18 protein-coding genes are annotated in these 19,171 nt (G+C 58.7%); 11 read left to right on the forward strand and 7 right to left on the reverse strand.

The annotated features are described in order from the left end of the window. Positions 1-64: 64 nt before the first annotated feature. A complete protein-coding gene (locus FY550_RS06345; RefSeq protein ID WP_233350287.1) occupies positions 65-1,954 on the reverse strand; it encodes a transglycosylase SLT domain-containing protein in 1,890 nt (629 codons plus the stop codon). 263 nt (positions 1,955-2,217) lie between these two features. On the opposite strand from FY550_RS06345, the gene FY550_RS06350 reads away from it, so the two are divergent. The 3 genes from FY550_RS06350 to FY550_RS06360 all read left to right on the forward strand — a co-directional run bounded on the left by FY550_RS06350 (position 2,218) and on the right by FY550_RS06360 (position 5,558). Next, positions 2,218-2,544 carry a YkvA family protein gene (locus FY550_RS06350; protein WP_070976811.1) on the forward strand — a complete coding sequence of 109 codons (327 nt, stop codon included), beginning with the start codon at positions 2,218-2,220 and terminating at the stop codon, positions 2,542-2,544. A gap of 172 nt (positions 2,545-2,716) precedes the next feature. Continuing rightward, complete coding sequence (gene htpG / locus FY550_RS06355; RefSeq protein WP_070976815.1) at positions 2,717-4,600, forward strand: molecular chaperone HtpG; 1,884 nt, start codon at positions 2,717-2,719, stop codon at positions 4,598-4,600. 190 nt (positions 4,601-4,790) lie between these two features. Next, entirely contained in the window at positions 4,791-5,558 is a 768-nt protein-coding gene (locus tag FY550_RS06360) for a protein bax (protein ID WP_084387953.1), read from the forward strand. Between the two features lie 21 nt (positions 5,559-5,579). On the opposite strand, the gene FY550_RS06365 is transcribed toward FY550_RS06360, so the two are convergent. Together FY550_RS06365 and FY550_RS06370 are read right to left on the reverse strand one after the other, a co-directional pair. Beyond that, entirely contained in the window at positions 5,580-7,058 is a 1,479-nt protein-coding gene (locus FY550_RS06365; protein ID WP_070976819.1) for an ATP-binding protein, read from the reverse strand. Next, positions 7,055-7,717 (reverse strand): response regulator, encoded by a 663-nt coding sequence (locus FY550_RS06370; RefSeq protein WP_070976823.1) that lies wholly within the window; start codon positions 7,715-7,717, stop codon positions 7,055-7,057. The genes FY550_RS06365 and FY550_RS06370 overlap by 4 nt, the downstream gene beginning before the upstream one ends. Before the next feature lie 122 nt (positions 7,718-7,839). On the opposite strand from FY550_RS06370, the gene FY550_RS06375 reads away from it, so the two are divergent. From FY550_RS06375 to FY550_RS06395, 5 genes are all read left to right on the forward strand, one after another. Further along, positions 7,840-9,297, forward strand: coding sequence for a protein adenylyltransferase SelO (locus tag FY550_RS06375; RefSeq protein WP_070976826.1), 1,458 nt, complete (start codon positions 7,840-7,842; stop codon positions 9,295-9,297). Between the two features lie 138 nt (positions 9,298-9,435). Next, positions 9,436-10,515 carry an NAD(P)H-dependent glycerol-3-phosphate dehydrogenase gene (locus FY550_RS06380; RefSeq protein ID WP_070977324.1) on the forward strand — a complete coding sequence of 360 codons (1,080 nt, stop codon included), beginning with the start codon at positions 9,436-9,438 and terminating at the stop codon, positions 10,513-10,515. Next, positions 10,512-11,012 (forward strand): phosphohistidine phosphatase SixA, encoded by a 501-nt coding sequence (gene sixA, locus FY550_RS06385; protein ID WP_149054428.1) that lies wholly within the window; start codon positions 10,512-10,514, stop codon positions 11,010-11,012. Before FY550_RS06380 ends, sixA begins: the two co-directional genes overlap by 4 nt. A 14-nt stretch (positions 11,013-11,026) precedes the next feature. Next, entirely contained in the window at positions 11,027-11,335 is a 309-nt protein-coding gene (locus FY550_RS06390) for an antibiotic biosynthesis monooxygenase family protein (protein ID WP_070976835.1), read from the forward strand. Positions 11,336-11,506: 171 nt separating this feature from the next. After that, positions 11,507-12,832, forward strand: a complete 1,326-nt coding sequence (locus FY550_RS06395; protein WP_070976842.1) for an enolase C-terminal domain-like protein — start codon at positions 11,507-11,509, stop codon at positions 12,830-12,832. Between the two features lie 33 nt (positions 12,833-12,865). Here the strand turns inward: FY550_RS06395 and FY550_RS06400 are convergent, their stop codons facing one another. Both FY550_RS06400 and FY550_RS06405 read right to left on the reverse strand, forming a co-directional pair. Then, a complete protein-coding gene (locus FY550_RS06400; RefSeq protein ID WP_149054429.1) occupies positions 12,866-13,813 on the reverse strand; it encodes an AEC family transporter in 948 nt (315 codons plus the stop codon). 9 nt (positions 13,814-13,822) lie between these two features. Next, the gene (locus FY550_RS06405) at positions 13,823-14,011 is read right to left on the reverse strand and encodes a hypothetical protein (protein ID WP_070976848.1); all 189 of its coding nucleotides are present in this window, start codon (positions 14,009-14,011) and stop codon (positions 13,823-13,825) included. A gap of 55 nt (positions 14,012-14,066) precedes the next feature. Between FY550_RS06405 and FY550_RS06410 the strand changes: the two genes are divergently transcribed. After that, positions 14,067-14,954 (forward strand): alpha/beta fold hydrolase, encoded by an 888-nt coding sequence (locus FY550_RS06410; RefSeq protein ID WP_070976851.1) that lies wholly within the window; start codon positions 14,067-14,069, stop codon positions 14,952-14,954. Between the two features lie 3 nt (positions 14,955-14,957). Here the strand turns inward: FY550_RS06410 and FY550_RS06415 are convergent, their stop codons facing one another. Next, complete coding sequence (locus tag FY550_RS06415; RefSeq protein ID WP_325062980.1) at positions 14,958-15,701, reverse strand: Smr/MutS family protein; 744 nt, start codon at positions 15,699-15,701, stop codon at positions 14,958-14,960. A 35-nt stretch (positions 15,702-15,736) separates the two neighbouring features. On the opposite strand from FY550_RS06415, the gene prmB reads away from it, so the two are divergent. After that, entirely contained in the window at positions 15,737-16,693 is a 957-nt protein-coding gene (gene prmB / locus FY550_RS06420; protein WP_070976854.1) for a 50S ribosomal protein L3 N(5)-glutamine methyltransferase, read from the forward strand. Between the two features lie 79 nt (positions 16,694-16,772). Further along, positions 16,773-17,864, forward strand: a complete 1,092-nt coding sequence (aroC, locus tag FY550_RS06425) for a chorismate synthase (RefSeq protein WP_070976857.1) — start codon at positions 16,773-16,775, stop codon at positions 17,862-17,864. A 32-nt stretch (positions 17,865-17,896) separates the two neighbouring features. Here the strand turns inward: aroC and FY550_RS06430 are convergent, their stop codons facing one another. Then, positions 17,897-19,162 carry an MFS transporter gene (locus FY550_RS06430; RefSeq protein WP_084387954.1) on the reverse strand — a complete coding sequence of 422 codons (1,266 nt, stop codon included), beginning with the start codon at positions 19,160-19,162 and terminating at the stop codon, positions 17,897-17,899. Between the last annotated feature and the right edge of the window lie 9 nt (positions 19,163-19,171).

A 19,171-nucleotide genomic window follows, 5' to 3' on the forward strand; every position in this document is an offset into this window, starting at 1 on the left:
CAGGGGCCGGGTCGCGTTGGATGCGCTGTTCCCGGCCTGGCATGCTGCAATGGTGTCATTCCAGTCAGGGCGTCATGGTGACCCCATAGCGCGCATCGCGTTCATTCGGGGTCAACATTGAAATACCTTTTGTAGTGCCCTTGTGTTCGGCAGCAAAAATGACCCGATAGCTCAATACGGCTTTGACATAGGCGCGGGTTTCCGAATAGGTGATGCTTTCCACGAACAGATCGAGCGGCAGGGGGCCTCTTGCCAACCAGCGATCCGCATTACCGGGCCCGGCATTATAGGCGGCAATGGCGGCGACCCGGTTGCCCTGATAGCGCTTGATCAGTTGCTTGAGATAAGCACTGCCCAGACGAATGTTGTGGTCGACCTGTTCAAGACTGTCGACACCGGTATAGTCGATACCGAGTTGACGGCTCACATGCGCTGCAGTACCCGGCATCAGTTGCATCAATCCTCGAGCCCCTACCGGCGACTGGGCCTGCGGGTTGAATGAGCTTTCCCGGCGAGCGACGCCCATCAAAAGCCAGGGATCAATATCACGCTGGTTGCCCCAGTGCTCGAACTGTTGCTCGAAAGCGACAGGGAAACGCCAGTTCAGCGAATTCCACTGATCGCCATGAATGGCGGCATAGATGGCCAGATCGTACCAGTGCTGGTTGAGCGCATATTGTGCCAGCGTGGGGATCTGGGCATCCGCAGCATGACGAATCAGGTAATACCATTCGGCCCGGGCCAGACCGGGTTCGTCGATCCGATAAAGCGCGCGTACTCGTCGTATCGGTCCCAACTGCGCAGCATCCTGCAGATCGGATGGCGCGATCGTGAGCTTTTGACCATGCAGCTCATAGGGTTGCGAGAGCCTGTCGGCCGCAAGAAAGCCAAAGAAGCTGCGCTGGGAGGCAGCGACCTGCCAGGCCTGTTGGGACGATGCGGTATCGCCGAGTTGCTGACGGGCACGCCCCAGCCAGTATTGCCACTGGGCATCCCGACGCTCATCGGGGGCCATCTGCTCGATCCATTTGACGACGCTGCCCCAGTGTTGCTCGACCAGTGCATGACGGGTACGCAGTTCCAGCAGGTCCTGATCCCCAAGACGGGTGATGGCAGTATCGGTCCAGTTGGCGTTTTCGTTGACATGACGCACCATCGAGTAGAAAGCCAGATCATGTTCGATTTCATGGCGTTGTTCGCCACTCAGAGGCGCTGTGGAATCGACCCGCTGCCAGAGTTCGAGCGCCTGAGCCGGGTCGTCGCGGGTCAGACGATAGAAGGTCGCGGTGTAGAGGGTGCTGGCGGCGCTGTCATTGTGTTCAAGCTGATGGGTAGCCGAGAGCAGCGCTTCCGGGTTCTGACGAATCCGGTCAAGGAGATTGCTTGCCGTCTGCCAGCTATCCGGCAGCATTTTTTCTAGATAACTGACCAGCGAATCATTCTCGGCCTTCCAGGCCATCAGCATACGTGCCCAGATATCATCGGCATCGATGCCTCCGTTGGCGCGAAGGCGATCGAACAGCGGATTACACACATCCGGCCGAGAGTGGCCATTGAGCCACAGGCGACGCCCGCCCATGGCAGCACGTTCAGGGTCGCGATCAAGCAGCGCGCGATAGAACCAGCATTGCCGCTCGGTGCTGTCCGGTGGGCCATCACTGACGGCCAGCAGGGCGTCGAACCGGCCTGCGCGACCGTAGGCCGATTGGGCTACGCCACGCATCCATGCTGACAGGGGTGAGTCGTTGAAACGATGGAGATATTCATTGACGGCAGCCGGGTCGACCCCGGGTAGCCGTGACTTCAATTCATGATATTCCACGTAGCCTTCCAGCACATGATCAGCAATTTCTGCGTGATTGATGCGATTCCACTGCTGATGACGTGCGGCGTTCAACGCCTGACGCAGTTCGGTATCATCCGCCTGGCCGGGCAAGGCAGTCAGTAATGTCATGACCCCCATCAGCCAGCCAATGCATAAGGTCGTATTCAGCCTCACCCGGGATCTCCTGACAGCCAACAGCATAATCATGCAGCTTGTAGCGCTGCAGTACGTGGCAACGGTGCAACGGATGCTTTCGCGTATGCCGGTGCGCTCGCTGATATATGAGCGCTGCTTATCCTCGCATGAGAAACAATCGGCTTTATAGTGTCTAGACTTGAAGAAATGCGACGGAAAAATCCTGTCGATAGGCATGCTTATTGTGGAGGTCACGGATGAGGAAACTTGATCCGATCGGACTGGTGAAAGGGCGAGGGCGTGTTTACTGGCGGATCATCAGGGCGCTGACAACCTTTTTTCCGATGATGCGCGACTGGCAACGAGGCGATTATCGGCCATTGCCGAAACGAGCCGTGGTGCTGATGTCGGTGGCGTTGCTGTATATCGTTTCGCCGCTGGATCTGATTCCCGATTTTCTGCTGGGTTGGGGCTGGATCGACGACATTGTCATTGGGGGCTGGTTACTGGCAAAGCTGGATGAAGAGCTGGATGATTATCGGCGCTGGCGTCAGGCCCGCGATGGCACCGGCACTCCCGGTTGAACGCTTTTTCATATCAGTGAGCATGGGTGGCCGGCACCAGCCGTCCTGCCCTTGAAATTCGCGTTCTTTCCCCCATAACCGATGACACATCGCCATCAGGTGAGGCGCGAAAGCGCCTCGTGCCGACCGGCGACAAACTTTCATCCGTGAACGCCATAAGGGAAGAACACCGATGACGACCGCTCAAGAGCAGACACTGGGCTTTCAGACCGAGGTCAAGCAGCTTCTGAACCTGATGATCCACTCGCTCTATTCCAATCGGGAAATCTTCCTGCGCGAGCTGATCTCCAACGGTGCCGATGCCTGTGACAAGCTGCGTTATCAGGCACTGAACAACGATGCCCTTTACGAGGGTGACCCCGAACTGCGCGTCGAAATCGAATACGACCAGGATGCCAAAACGGTTACGGTGCGTGACAACGGCATTGGTATGAGCCGTGAGGATGTCATTTCCAATCTTGGCACCATCGCTCGTTCCGGTACCGCCGAATTCCTGCAGCAGTTATCAGGTGAGCAGAAGAAGGATGCCAGACTGATCGGTCAGTTCGGTGTTGGTTTCTATTCCGGCTTCATGGTAGCGGACGAAGTCGTGGTACGTACCCGTCTGGCAGGCACCGAACACAATGCCGGTGTCGAGTGGCGTTCGCGCGGCGAAGGTGAGTTCACCATTGCCGAGATCGAGCGTGCCGAGCACGGTACCGAGATTGTCCTGCATCTGAAGGAAGACGCGGTCGAGTTTGCTGATGAGCATCGTCTGAAGCATCTGGTGCGCAAGTACTCCGATCACATTGAAGTACCGGTACGCATGCCGACGGTGCAGGAGGGTGAAGACGAGACCGATACCACGATCACCTGGGAGACGGTCAATGAAGCTCAGGCGCTGTGGACCCGACCCAAGTCGGAGATCAGTGACGATGAGTACAAGGCGTTCTACAAGCATATTGCTCATGACTTCAGTGATCCGCTGACCTGGAGCCATAACAAGGTCGAGGGCAAGCTTGAATACACCAGCCTGCTCTATGTACCTGAACGTGCACCTTTCGATCTTTACCAGCGTGAGGGGGCACGTGGACTCAAGCTCTATGTACAACGCGTATTCATCCTTGATGACGCCGAGCAGTTCCTGCCTCTCTACCTGCGCTTCGTCAAGGGTGTACTCGATTCCAATGATCTGTCGCTGAACGTTTCGCGAGAGTTACTGCAGCAGGACCCGCAAGTCGAAAAGATGAAGAGTGCGCTGACCAAGCGCTCGCTCGATATGCTGGGCAAGCTGGCGAAGGATCCGGAAGCCTATCAGACCTTCTGGAATCAGTTTGGCACGGTACTCAAGGAGGGCCCGGCCGAGGACCACGCCAATCGCGAGAAAATTGCCGGCCTGCTGCGTTTCTCCACCACGCATACCGACAGTACTACTCAGGATCAGTCACTGCAGGACTATATCGAACGCATGCAGGCGCAGCAGCAGTCGATCTACTACATCGTTGCTGACAGCTTCAACGCCGCGCGTCACAGCCCGCATCTGGAGATCTTCCGCAAGAAGGGCATCGAGGTACTGCTGCTCTCCGATCGTATTGATGAGTGGCTGATGACGCATCTGACCGAATTCGATGGCAAATCCTTCGTGGATGTGGCGAAGGGCGATCTTGATCTGGGTGAGATTGACAGCGAAGAAGAGAAAAAGGCCCAGGAAGAGACAGCGAAGGCCAAGGAATCTCTGGTAGCCCGTATCAGGGAAGTGCTGGGTGAGGATGTTCAGGAAGTGCGCGTAACGCACCGGCTGACTGATTCTCCAGCCTGTGTGGTGTTGCCCGAGCATGAAATGGGCTATCAGATGCGCCGTCTGATGGAGGCGGCAGGCCAGCCCCTGCCCGAGGTCAAGCCGATACTTGAACTCAATCCGGAGCATGCACTGGTCACACGTCTGGAGACAACCGAAGGCGATAGCTTCAATGATCTGGCGCGGGTGCTGCTGGATCAGGCCATCATTGCCGAAGGTGGTCAGCTGGATGACCCGGCCGCTTATATCAAACGGCTCAATACCATGCTGGCAGGCTGAGTCCGCTATCTGCTGTTCCTGCCACAGCGGCCCGCTCAGGCGGGCCGCTTTTTTATGATCGGAAAGGTTTTCGCTGATTTGAACAATTGTGGATATTCGGTGCAATTCGGCGCTTCTCGTGAAAATTGCGCTGCTTTCCCTTCATTTTACTGGTAGCCTTGTCCGGTCCAGTTGACATGAGTCCGACCCGATGAGCCAATCGTCGAGTGCTCGGGTCTTTGCTGCCATGCTGTTCGCCGCTGCCCTTTGCCTGTTCGCCGGAGTCGAGCAGAGCCGAGCGAGCGAAGCCGGTATGCAGATGCCCGACCTGCGTGAACATCAAGCGGGGCCAGAACGCAAGATCGCGTTTTTCAGTCTGATGATTCCTTTGATCGAGCAGCAGAACGCCGAGATCGCTCAGGAGCGTCAGTGGTTGCAGAACGTGCGCCATCAGCGGCGCTGGAGTGTCCGCGAACGTCACCGGCTTTCGACTATCTGTGAACGCTATGGGCTGTCTTGTCCGGCACCCGCTGCCGTTAACTGGTCGCAGTTGCTGGCCCATGTGGATACAGTGCCCATGCAGCTGGTGCTGATTCAGGCGGTTGAAGAGTCAGGCTGGGGTACATCGCGTTTTGCCCGCGAGGGAAACAATCTCTTCGGCATTCGCTGCTTTGCGAATGCTTGCGGTATGGCTCAGCGCGGTTCGGGGCGACGTTATCAGGCATTCGAATCGGTGGGTGAGGCTGTACGTGCTTATCTGGATAATCTCAATACCCATCGCGGCTATGAGCAGTTTCGTCAGAAGCGCGCGGAATTGCGTCGAACACACCGCAGTGTCACAGCACTGGCGCTGATCCCTGAGCTGAATAACTATTCGATTCGCGGTGAGGCGTATCTTGCTGCCTTGCAATCACTACTGCAGACCAATGCTCCACTGATCGAGCGGCTGCGCAATGATTCGACGGACTCGCTTTCCTGAGCCGGTGTATGCCGATATCGATCACTCTGGTACTGGCCAGATGACGCTGACTTCGAGTCCGTGTGGCTTGCGATTGGCTAGTTGCAGGCGGGCATGTTGCCGCTGAGCGAGTTCCTTGACGATTGACAGCCCCAGCCCGCTACCCGAAGTACGCTGGTCGTTGGCACGATGAAAGCGCTCGGTAACCTTCTCCAGGGCTTCGGGAGCAATACCCGGTCCATCATCCATGACTCGTATAACCGGTTGGCGATTCTGATGTTCAAGCCTGAGGACAACGCTACCTCCTTCGGGGGTATAGCGCAGGGCATTGTCGATCAGATTACGCAACAGGACGCCAAGTTCGGTGGGGTCGGCCCTGACCGGAAGGGTGTCCAGACCATCGATGGCCAGCTGTTGTCCTCGCTCATTGGCCAGGGGCCATAGCTCACTTGAGAGCTGGGCGGCAATGGGATAAAGATCGATGATTTCCGGCGGACGCTGGGGGGCGCGTTCAAGTCGCGCCAGGGTCAGCAGTTGATCGACGACCCGCTGTAATCGTTCGATGCCACATCGAGCCTTGTTGAGCGAGCTCAGCTGCAGCGTCGGACTACCGGCGGATGTTTTCTGGTCGGTATGGGCAGGGTGGAGCGTACGCGCGGCTTCCTCGTCAGCGTGGGCATTGTCCAGATGAATGCGAACACCGGCCAGCGGCGTGCGCAATTCGTGTGCGGCGTCGGCAGTGAAGCGCCGCTCCCTGTCCAGCGCCAGTCGCAATCGATCAATGAAGGCGTTAATGGCTTCGAGTAGTCCCTCGAGTTCCCGAGGCGTGGCATGGTCGATGACCGTCAGATCCTGATGATGGCGCCGGGCCACCTGACGCGTAAGCGCATCGATCGGTTTCAGACCTCGGCGGATGATCCACCAGATGGCCAGTCCGATCACGGGCAGAATCAACAGATAGGGCAGGGTATTGCCGTAGACAATCTTGCGGGCCAGCTCTTCCTGAAAGTCCTCGCGCAATCCGATCGATATCCAGATATCGCTATCGCGATCGTTGAAACTGAAAACTCGCCATTGTGCCCCATCGTAGCTGACCCAGCGATAACCGACCTCACGGGGTGCCGGGAAAAGTCCTTCTTCGTTCCAGTAGGCGCTGAGCAGCAGGGGAGACCCATCGGCGCGCCAGAACCCCATCGATAGTAATCGCTCCTCATGCATGAAACGTCGTGGTGGCGCTTGATCCGCCTGCGGACTGACAGGGCGCTGCCTGCCCTGTCTGTCATAGAGTCTTGCCAGATGGCCGGGTTGATTCAGATGTTCGAGCAGGTCCTGGTAGTCACGCGTATCCATGTCGCCTCCCAGCATACCGGCGACAACACGCGCCATTTGAGCAAGCTGGGCATCGAAGATTTCGTCCATTTCATGGTCGGTGATGAACCAGGCCGACAGTGCCGAAAGAGTGGCGCCCACGACGACCACGCCAAGCAGGGTACGGGTCAGGTAACGGCGAATCGATTTCATGACAGCCTGTCATCGAGACGATAACCGATGCCGCGCAGGGTAATGATCAGACGATTATCGAGCTTTCGACGCAGGTGGTGGATATGGACTTCAAGGGCGTTGGATTCAACTTCATCCTGCCAGCCGTAGAGTAGTTGCTCGAGATGGGGGCGGGTCATCACCTGACCGGGATGACTGGCCATTTCCAGTAGCAGGGCATACTCGCGACGGCTGAGTGATACCGGTTTTCCCCGCCAGGTTACTTCCCGGCGCGAGTCGTCGATGGTCAGTTCACCCACCTCGATGAGCTGATTGGCGCGACCCGCCGCGCGTCGACAGATAGCGCGCATCCGGGCGATCAGTTCATCAAGCTCAAAAGGCTTGAGGACATAATCATCAGCACCGGCATCGAGCCCGGCGACCCTGTCCTCGACACTGTCACGAGCCGTCAGAATCAGTACCGGCACACTGCGCTGGCGGCGCAGTCGACGGAGCACTTCCATACCATCCATGCCCGGCAGGCCAAGATCCAGAATGACGACGGAAAAGTCATCCGTTTCCAGCGCCGTCATGGCCTGCTGGCCATCGGTCAGCCACTCCACGGTATAGCCTTCACGCCGGAGCGCCGTTTCCACACCATCGCCGAGCAATGGGTCGTCTTCAATGAATAGCACTCGCATGATGTGACTCCACTCGGGTAGTGAGCAAGGATCTGTCCGTTGTGGGATGGCAATGTTAGGCGTGGGTTCCCTGCCGTTGCTAGAGTATGAGACATGTCAACACTGACCGGTATGGATCGCTCATGACGCTGGAACGGCTTCAATTCGACAACGCCTATGCGCGCTTGCCAGAGTACTTTTTCACACGTATCCAGCCGACCGCACGGCGTGGGACACGTCTGCTGGATATCAGTCCGGACTGCGCCGAGCTGCTGGGTCTCGATACGCTCCGGCTCGATGATGAGCCCTTGCGGGCGCTGATGGCCGGCGAACAGCTACTGCCGGGCATGGAACCACTGGCGCAAAAGTATACCGGTCACCAGTTCGGCGTCTATAACCCCGCCCTGGGGGATGGTCGTGGGCTACTGCTGGGAGAGGTACGTACACCTCATGGGCCGATGGACCTGCACCTCAAGGGCGCCGGACGTACACCTTATTCGCGTTTCGCCGATGGACAGGCAGTATTGCGGAGTTCGGTACGGGAATATCTTGTCAGTGAACATCTGGCGGCGCTGGGTATTCCCACAACGCGGGCCCTGGCGGTAGCTGTCAATGACGAGCGAGTACAGCGTGAAACCGTCGAACCCGGGGCAACGCTACTGCGTGTAGCCGAAAGTCACGTTCGCTTTGGCCATTTCGAGTGGCTGGCATACAAGGGAGATGAAACAGGATTAAAGCAGCTGGCCGATCACGTGATTGATCGCCATCGCCCCTGGTTGCGTCAGCATGAGACGCCTTATGCAGCGCTTTTTGATGATGTGGTCACGCGTACCGCGGAGCTGATCGCCCGGTGGCAGGCCTATGGGTTCGTCCACGCCGTGATGAATACCGATAATATGTCGATTCTGGGGCTGACCATCGATTATGGCCCCTATGCCTTTCTCGATGCCTATGTGCCGGACCGGGTGCCCAATCATACCGATACCGGGGGGCGTTATGCCTTCGACCAACAGGCCGGTGTCGCCCTGTGGAACCTCAATCGACTGGGTAACGCACTGATGCCACTGGTGGAACGTGAAGCGCTGGTGACTGCACTGGAGGGATTCAGTAGCCGGTTGCAGCAGGCATTTGGTGCAGTAATGCGGCAACGGCTCGGGTTGTACCTCGAGCAGGAGGGGGACGCCGAGCTTTGCCGGGAATGGCTGACCCTGCTGTATCAGAGTGGGGCGGACTATCATCGCAGCTTCAGGGTGCTATCGTATTATGATGGCAGCGAGATGCAGCGCGCCCGGCTGGCGCGTGAAATCCCTGATCCTGCGGCACTGGCGCAATGGCTTGAGCGCTATGACGCTCGTTTGGCTGAAGAGCATTGCCCGGTTGAAGAGCGCCTTGAGTCCATGCAGGCGATCAACCCGGTTTATGTGTTGCGCACGCATATTGCTCAGCGGGCGATCGAGGCAGCCGAGCAAGGCGATCTGGAGGAGCTGGCTCTGATTCGTGAGTGCATGTGTCGACCCTTTACGCCACGTGCGGGATGCGAAGCCTATGAACAGGCGCCGCCTCCGGACGAAGCGGCCGTGTGTCTGTCATGTTCATCGTGATTTCGGCATTGACCTGTTGCCCGCCATTGGCCAGGTTATCGTTCCTTTGCTGCGCGACTTCTACAGGATGATTTCATGACTGTGCATTCGGCCGCCGCCGATTACTCTTCCGCTTCCCCTCAGCCTGACGAACATTCGATGCGGGTGGCCGTGCTGGGAGGTGGCAGTTTCGGGACGGCATTGGCCAGCATCGCGGCTACCAGGGGGGCGCGAGTGCGTCAGTGGATGCGCGATGCGGATCTTGCCTCGCGTATCAATGAGCGACATGTCAACGATCGTTATCTGCCCGATTTTCTGATGAATCCCTCGGTTGAAGCCTCAGCCGATATGGACCTTGTACTCGATGGCGCTGAACTGGTGTTGGTGGCCATCCCTTCGGGGGCTTTCAGAGCGGTGGTGCGCCAGGCGGCGCCGCAGATCACTCGGGACACGTTACTGGTCAGTACGACCAAGGGCATCGAGGCGGGCGACGAATTCCATCTGATGAGTCAGATACTGGAAGAGGAAACCGTCAGTCGACATATCGGAGTATTGTCCGGCCCCAATCTGGCAGCGGAAATCGCTGCCGGTCATCTCAGTGCCAGTGTGATTGCCAGCGATGACGAAATGACACGTGCCCGCATCCAGCAGGTGCTGAGCTGTGATCATTTCCGTGTCTATGCCAGCAACGATCGCTTTGGTGTGGAGCTCGGTGGCGCACTCAAGAACATCTATGCCATCGCCGTGGGGATGGCGGCCGCTCTGGGGATGGGGGAGAACACCCGCAGCATGCTGATGACCCGTGCGCTGGCGGAGATGAGCCGTTTCGCCGTGGCGCGTGGGGCGAGCCCGATGACCTTTCTCGGCCTGGCCGGGATCGGTGATCTGATCGTGACCTGCTCTTCGTCGCTGTCTCGCAACTACCGGGTCGGTTATGCGATCGGTGAAGGGCGGTCACTCGACGAGGCAGTTGAAGCGCTGGGTCAGGTTGCAGAAGGCGTCAATACAGTGCATCTGATCGTCGAGCGGGCGCGGCGCGATGGTGTTTACATGCCACTGGCCGTAGCGTTGCACCAGGTACTCTTCGAAGGCGTTGACCCCCACGAGATGGCGCTGTCGCTCATGCGCAGCGAGCAGGGAAGCGACGTTGAATTCACTCTTCCGCGGGAAGCCGTGCTCGATGCCCAGCGTCGCGCAGCCCGCACCAACCCACAGGACTCACGGGATACGCTGACATGAAACTCTATATCATGCGTCATGGCGAGGCTGTTTCCGGCACCCCGGATGTCAGCCGGGCACTCGATGTTACCGGTCAGCAGGAAGTGGCGCGCATGTCCGAATGGCTTATTTCAGCCATGGATCGCGAAATGCAGCCGCGGTTGCGCATCGTGGCCAGTCCTTACGATCGTGCCCAGCAGACGGCACGTATTGTGGCGAGCCAACTGCAGGTTGACGATGTCATGGCATTGCCGCTGATCACTCCCGATGCACCGGTGGAATCGGTCATCGAGTGGCTCTCGGAAAATGTCGGCGTTGGCGCCGATGATGCGCCCTGGATGCTGGTCAGTCACATGCCGCTGGTTGCCGAGCTGACCGGTCGTCTTGTCAATGGTGGGCCACAGGCCCGGTTGCCGATGGGGACGGCGGATATTGTCGAGCTTGACGCCGAAGTCTGGGCCGATGGCTGCGCTACGCTGGTGCGCCATGTCACGCCTGATAGTGCCACAATCAGCTGATCCGGATTGATGTGATGAGTTATATCGTGAATAACCGGGTTTTCGTGACTGATGACTACCGCAACAGTTTCGAGGAAAGGTTTCGCCAGCGTGCCGGTGAAATCGAACACCAGCCCGGTTTCATTGCCATGCGTATCCTGCGACCGCAGGGCAATCAGGCGCCCTACGTGGTCGAGACCGAGTGGGAAAGCCAGCAGGCCTTTCGTGACTGGGTTGGCAGTGAGGATTTCCAGCGCGCCCATGCCAACCCGATGCCGAAGGAGGCCTTTCTGGAAGGTGGTGGTCTGGAGCAGTTCGAGGTCATTATCGAAGCTCATCGTTGATGAGCGAATCCGTGACGCTCTGATTAACGCAAAGCGCGAACGCTGGTCGCGCTTTCTTTAAAGTCTCCTGACGTGCCTGGTGTGCCACCAAGGTCGAGCTTGTCCATGGCTGAAAGAGCCAGCAGAATTCTGGATGTATGATGTGTGACATCCATTCTGCAGGAATTTGCCATGCTTCCGACCGTTACCCGCATGACCGTTATCCCGGTTGCCGGTTACGACAGTTTTCTGCTCAATCTCAGTGGTGGCCACGCGCCCTGGTTCATTCGCTGTGTGGTGATTCTCGAAGATAACGCCGGACACCGTGGGGCAGGAGAAATTCCCTGTAGTGAAGGCATCCTCAAGGGACTCGAGCAGTGCAAATCACTGGTTGTGGGCACCTCGGTAGCCGCTCTGAAGGGTACGCTTGGTCGTGTGCATCAGCGGCTGGCGACCAATGGCAGAGAGGAGCGGGGGCGTCAGACGTTCGATCTGCGTGTGGCGGTACATGTCATTACCGCGATCGAGTCGGCGCTGTTTGATCTGATGGGCCAGGCCGTGGAACTGCCGGTAGCTGATCTGCTGGGACGCTACGGACGCCAGCGTGACGAAGTCGAGGCGCTGGGGTATCTCTTTTTGCTGGGTGATCCGGAATGTACCGACTTGCCCTATCCACGGCCAAGTCGTCCCATTGATCGCTGGGATGAAGTGCGTTGTCGTGAGGCGCTGACGCCTGAAGCGGTGGTCGAGCTGGCGCGGGCGGCGCATGAGCGTTACGGCTTTCGCGACTTCAAGCTCAAGGGTGGGGTGTTGCTTCCCGAGCGGGAAGCCGATTGCATTCGTGCGCTCCACGAGGCCTTCCCCGAAGCGCGTCTGACGCTGGATCCCAATGGGGCCTGGTCACTCGAAGAGGCGATACGAGTACTGACTCCGATCCGACATATGCTCAGCTATGCCGAAGATCCATGCGGTCAGGAGCAGAGCTGGTCGGGCCGTGAAACGATGGCCGAGTTCCGTCGTCGTACCGGTCTGCCGACGGCGACCAACATGATTGCTACCGATTTCAAACAGCTGCAGTACGCCCTGCAGGTCGGGGCAGTAGATATTCCTCTGGCGGACTGTCACTTCTGGACCATGCAGGGTGCAGTGGCCGTAGGGGAATTGTGTGACGAATGGGGGCTGACATGGGGCTCGCACAGCAACAATCACTTTGATGTTTCGCTGGCGATGATGACTCACGTGGCAGCGGCCTGTCCGGGCGATATCACCGCTATTGATACCCATTGGATCTGGCAGGATGGTCAGCGCATCACTCGGGCACCCCTGCAGATTCGCGAGGGCAGGATTCGGGTGCCGGACGCTCCGGGTCTGGGCATTGAACTTGATGATGCCATGCTTGAGCAGGCGCACCAGCTCTATCTTTCGCTCGATGTGCGACAGCGAAATGATGCCATGGCGATGCAGTATCTGGTCGACAACTGGCAGTTTGATCCCAAGCGTCCGGCGCTGGTGCGCTGAGTTGACCTGTCGGGTATACCCGACAGGTCGAAATCAGATCAGGCCACTCAGTTGCATTGCAAAAATCCCCAGCGTAATGGTCAGACCGGTCCCCAGCGTGGTAATGGCGATGATATTGGCGGCCAGTTCGGCATTGCCGCCCATCGCCCTGGCCATCACGAAACTGGTAGCCGCCGAAGGACTGCCCAGATAAAGCATGATCAGTGCCAGCTGACGTCCGTCGAAGTCGAAGGGGAGTGCCAGCAGCACACCGGCCAGCGGCAGCCAGACCATCTTGATCAGGCTGGCTCCCATGGCGGTACGACTGGCGTTGCGAATGGCGGTGACAGACATGGTGCCGCCAATGCTGATCAGTGCCAGCGGCAGGGTCAGATTGGCGAAATACTGGCCCGAGGTGTGCAGCCACTCCGGCAGGTGCAATCCACTTACAGCAAACAGTAGCCCTGCAACGACACCCAGAATCAACGGATTCTTCACGATCTTGAGCGCAATGGAAGCCCAGTCGGTGCGCCCGCCGGGCTGATAGGTCGCCAGAACGATGACCGACAGCACGTTGTAGAGTGGAATGATCACGGCAATCATCAGGCTGCCCGCCGAAAGTCCGAAATCCCCGTAGAGACTGGCTGCCAGTGCCAGACCCACAATGCCGCCATTACCTCGAAAAGCGGCCTGCACATAGGCGCCACGATCGCCCACGGGGATGCGCTGTCTGGCCCATGACCAGATCACCACGAAACTGATGACCGTCATGACCGCCATGTAGAGCAATAGCTTCGGCATGACCGCCTGAGACATGTCGGCATCGATCAGCGACAGAAAGATCAGTGTCGGCATGGCGCCGCGGAAGACCAGCCTGGAAGCAGTGTCGATAAAGGCGTGATCGATCCATTTCAGCTGCTTTAATGCGATACCCAGCAGCACCATGGCAAAGACGGGCGCAGTGACGTTGAAGGTTTCAGCGAAGAGAGCGAGGGGATTCATGCAAGCCTGTTATCCGGGCAGAGTTGTAAAGGCATACAGCAGGGCGATGGCTACCGTGAGAAAGAATACGAGATTGCGTATCCTGTTGTTGCGTGCGCGCTGGCGTGGCATCAGGAGATTCCGGTCGACCATGGTGTTGGAAATGATAACCGTGATGCCGTGATGCGCCCAGCGTTTGGCATGAGATCGACCATGCATGTAGCCATTGCGCGGCGTATGCTTATCGGATTTCCTTCATGTTCGGAGAGGTATCATGGCGCATTCGCCGTTCGAGACCCGGTTGGCAGATGGCCGGCTCGGTGCGCTGATCTGGGGGCGTGAGGACGCCTCGGAAACCTGGCTGGCCCTGCATGGCTGGCTGGATAACGCTGCCACCTTCAGCTGGCTGGCACCCCGACTGGTAGAGGCGCTGGATATCAGGATCGTCGCCATCGATTTTGCCGGACACGGCCATTCCGATTGGCTACCAACGGGGCATGATTATCCATTGTGGGGTTACATCCATGATGTACTCGATGCCATGGACAGTCTGTCGATCGAGCGAGCAACACTGTTGGCCCATTCGCTGGGCGCCTGTGTCACCTGTCTGCTGGCTGCCGCCATGCCTGAACGACTGACGCGTGGCTATCTGATCGATGGCATAGGCATGCTGACGACCCGGGTGGCAGATACGACGCGTCAGTTGCGGCACGGGCTTCTGGGCGTACGGCGCCCGCGTTCGACACCGCCGAGCTATGAAAGCCTCGAGGCTGCGGCTCGGGCACGGGTGGCCGGAGCAGTAACGCCATTGTCGCTTGAAGGGGCCGAAGTACTGGTACGCCGCAATCTGCATGAAGCAGGAGGGCGCTACAGTTTTCGCACCGATCCCCGACTGCTGCGACCCTCACAGGTCAGACTGACCCCCGAGCAGGCAGCCGCCATGCTGGAGTCGATCGAGACGCCGCTGGAGCTGTTTCAGGCCGAAGAGGGCATTATCGGGGGGCAGCTCGATGCTGAAAATGTGCGTGCTCGCATGGGTACGCTGAGAACGCATCATGTCCCGGGGGGCCACCATCTCCATCTTGAACAGGATGCCGTGGATGGTTTGGCACAGGCCATCATCGAGGCCGCCGACAGTCAGTTAAAGTGTCCGGATGAGTGATTTTCAGGCGTGATCACGCTGTCGCTTGAGCAGGACATACACCGCGCCGGTGCCCCCATCGGCGTCCTGCGCCGAACAGAAGGCCAGCACCTCGGGCAATTCCCGCAGCCAGGCATTGAGATGGCTCTTGATCACGGGGTAGCGCGATACGCCTGACCACGCCTTGCCATGCACGATCAGCACACATCGAGCCTGTTCATGGCGCATATCCTGCATGAAATGCTCGAACTCCAGACGCGCCTGATCGAGATCATAGCCATGCAGGTCCAGTCCGGCCTGCCAGGCAATGTCGCCGCGCCTGAGGCGGGCAAGGGTTCGCTCGGGAAGATCGGCCAGCGCAAAGCTTAGAAACTGGGAGGGCGCGACCGGCTCTACCCGTCCATCCGAGGTGCGGCTGGTCAACGTAGTGCTGTCAGGCTGAGTGGCCGCCTCGCGTCGGGCTCTGAGCGTATTCTGGTCCGGACCACTGCTTTTACCGGTATCGGCGCGATCATGGTGCGTGCGCTGAATCTGACTGTCACGCAGTGCTTCGCGGAACCGGGCAAGTTCCTCCTGGTCGATCGAGCGACGTGTCATGGCATGCTCTCCAATATCCGAGGCCGGGGAGCGAGTGTCGGGTGAGTGCAGCAGGGCGTCAGGGTGGCCCGGTACACGCGCTGACTGCTCGGGCAGTATAATGGTACCGGTGGCATCCTGCAGGCCCGGGCGGCTGTCATCAGCGCTTGTGGGCGGGTACACTGCTGCCACCCATCCTGACCTGTCATTGCCTGCTCGGAGCTGTCGTGCCTGAATCTGCCCGCTCACCGCTGGATATCCTTGAGCTACCCGATACCACTCTGGTCGAGGAACTGGTAACACTGCGTGACTGGCTACGCTGGTGCCAGAGTGCCTTTCTCGCGCATCGACTGCATTTCGGTCATGGTACCGACAGTGCCTGGGATGAAGCCGTAGCGCTGGTGCTCGGTGCATTGCGTCTACCCCGTGATGTCGATCCGGCAGTGCTGGATGCGCGATTGCTTGGTGTTGAACGCCAGCGGATCATTGAGCTTACGCGCGAACGCATTACCTCGCGCCGACCGCTGCCTTATCTGCTGGGAGAGGCGTTTTTCGCGGGTCTGCCTTTTGATGTCGATGATAGTGTGCTGATCCCTCGCTCGCCGTTGGCTGAGCTGGTCGAGAATGGTTTTGCCCAGTGGTTTCCCGATCGTGATCCGGCCCACGTGCTGGATCTTTGTGCCGGCTCGGGCTGTATCGGCATTGCGACGGCGCTGATGATGCCGACCAGTGAGGTCATGCTGGGTGAGCTGAGCCCCGAGGCACTGAATGTCGCCAGACGCAATATTGCGCGTTATGACGTTGGAGCACGGGTCCGTGCAGTGCTTTCGGACCTGTTTGAAGGTGTGCAGGGTCAGCGTTTTGATCTGATTGTTTCCAACCCGCCCTATGTTGACCGGCATGATATGGCCGCGATGCCGGCTGAGTTTCAGCATGAGCCGCGCATGGCGCTGGAGGCGGGCGATGATGGTCTGGAAATCGTGCGTCGGGTGCTGCGCGAGGCACGCAGCTGCCTGACCGATGATGGCGTGCTGATCGTCGAAGTGGGCAATTCCGAGCGCCATGTCATCGATGCCTGGCCGGACGTGCCGTTCCTCTGGCTTGAGTTCGAACGCGGTGGCCATGGTGTCTTTGCCCTGACAGCCGCTGAACTGGATGCCTTTGCTGATCGATTTGCCGAGTGACCACGTTCGGTTATCGATAACATGATTCACTGCGCCGGGTTCCTGGATGGCCCGGACGCTGTTTGCAGGAAGACCCATCATGTCCGGAAATACCTTCGGCAAGCTGTTTACGGTGACGACCTTCGGGGAGAGTCATGGTCCTGCACTGGGGGCCGTCGTTGATGGTTGTCCCCCGGGGCTCGAGATCAGTGAGGCAGATCTGCAGCATGATCTGGACCGTCGGCGACCCGGTAGCTCACGCTATACCACCCAGCGGCGTGAAGCCGATGAGGTCCGTATTCTCTCTGGTGTCTTTGAAGGCGTGACCACTGGCACGCCGATTGGCCTGATGATCGAGAATACCGATCAGCGTTCGAAGGACTATTCGAAGATCAAGGATCAGTTTCGGCCAGCTCATGCCGATTATACCTATCATCACAAATATGGTCGTCGGGACTACCGTGGCGGCGGTCGCTCGAGTGCCCGGGAAACCGCCATGCGGGTGGCGGCGGGGGCCATTGCCCGCAAGTGGCTGGCGGCGCGCGGAGTGACGATTCGTGGTTACATGAGCCAGCTGGGGCCGATCGAACTGGCTTTTCGCAGTTGGGATGCCGTAGAGCAAAACCCTTTCTTCTGTGCCGATCCGGAACGCGTTCCGGAGCTCGAGGCCTTCATGGATCAGCTGCGACGCGATCAGGACAGTGTCGGTGCTCGAATCAGTGTGGTCGCCGAAGGGTTGCCGCCAGGGCTTGGAGAGCCGGTATTCGATCGCCTTGATGCCGAACTGGCAAGCGCTCTGATGGGCATCAATGCCGTCAAGGGCGTGGAGGTGGGGGCCGGATTCAAAAGTGTTGCTCAGCGAGGTAGTGAGCATCGCGACGAAATGACCCCGGAAGGTTTTCTCTCCAACAACGCTGGCGGGGTGCTGGGTGGAATCTCTACCGGTCAGCCGCTGGTCGCTCACCTGGCACTCAAGCCGACTTCGAGCATTACCACGCCGGGCCAGTCCATCGACATCCATGGTGATCCGGTGGAGGTGGTAACCAAAGGCCGACATGATCCCTGTGTCGGTATCCGGGCTACGCCGATTGCCGAGGCGATGATGGCACTGACGCTGATGGATCACTGGTTGCGCCAGCGTGCACAGAATGGCGATGTGCAGGTGGAGACGCCCCGATTGAGACAGTGCTGAACGTGCATGCTCACGGGGCGATCTCTGACCGGTTATTCGCGGGGTGAGGACGCCGATTCCTTCTGTTGGCCCTTGAGCTGTTGAACGCGCTGCTGACGACTTTTCTGCCGATAACCGTACGTGGCGCTGCGCACTGTCTCATCACTTTCCAGGCCGGCGCCCAGCGCGCCGGCTATGGTTGCCACCGAGCTGGTCAGCCATGCCAGAGCCGGGTAGTGCCATGGCGAAACTTCATGACCCAGCGTGGATTGCAGCAGACCATCCGGAACAAAAATGAATACTGCGGCCAGAAACATTATCAACAGTATGGCGTAGTAGAACAGTACACCGACGCCGAGCGTGATCAGGGTCGTGAGATTATAAAGCGCTGCCATCGGGAAAGCATCCGAGCGACGCTGTGGTTCCCATAGACCGTGGTCGATGATGATCCAGGTCACCATGGCGACCATCGCGGCCAGCATCAGCAGGACAAAACGCCAGATGCTGTACGCATCGCTCAGGCGCCAGAGTGTCGGAAAAAGCAGCCCATAGGCGCCGGTCGCAAAGGCAACGGCGATAATCTTGCGGAAGGCCGGAAAGATGGTCCATGGGCGATTGGCTCTTACCATGCCGGCCAGCAGCTTGCAGTGCCCCCGGAGGCGAGAATCGGCGATGAATCGTACACTGATGTCGGCGTCATCCGATGGCGTTATCCGCCGAATTGGCGCAATACGTTCGGAAAGTCGCCACCCCACCAGTTCTCTTGCATTGTTGTTGTAAAGCCCACTCTCGCGACGGGCTTCGCTCTGACAATCGTTATGCTGCTGTTGGCGGTCACGGGCCTGACTGGAACTGCCATGATGCAGTTCGCTGAGCATCTGAATGATGGCTTCCCGGATACGCTTGCGCATGGGCGAGGCCCCCAGTGCCGGCTGGGAAATCAGGATAACCCCGCTGGCTCCACTGCCTTCGGCGATCACCAGCCGGCCGTTGCGATACAGTGGCAGGTCGGTCAGGCAGACCACATAATCCCATCCCTGCTCACGGCTCAGTGCTTGTGCCTGGTGAAGCATTTCCCGGGTTTCTTCCTCGGCGCCGATCAGGGGATCAGTCTTCATCTGCACCTGCCACTGATAGCGATCATCAAGGTGACGGACCAGCAGGTCGGGTAACTCATCACAGAGCTCTTCGGCGATGTCCCGGGGCAACTCGGGGGCGGGTACCAGACCAACCCGGCAGGTACTCGAATCCATCGAGTCCGCAGCCTCGGCCTCGACGCCTTCCGAAGAGTCCGTGGTGGGGGCATCGCTGCGCATCATGAATGTGCT

Origin of the sequence: Kushneria phosphatilytica (assembly GCF_008247605.1) — a bacterium.
In the GTDB taxonomy this organism is placed as follows: domain Bacteria; phylum Pseudomonadota; class Gammaproteobacteria; order Pseudomonadales; family Halomonadaceae; genus Kushneria; species Kushneria phosphatilytica.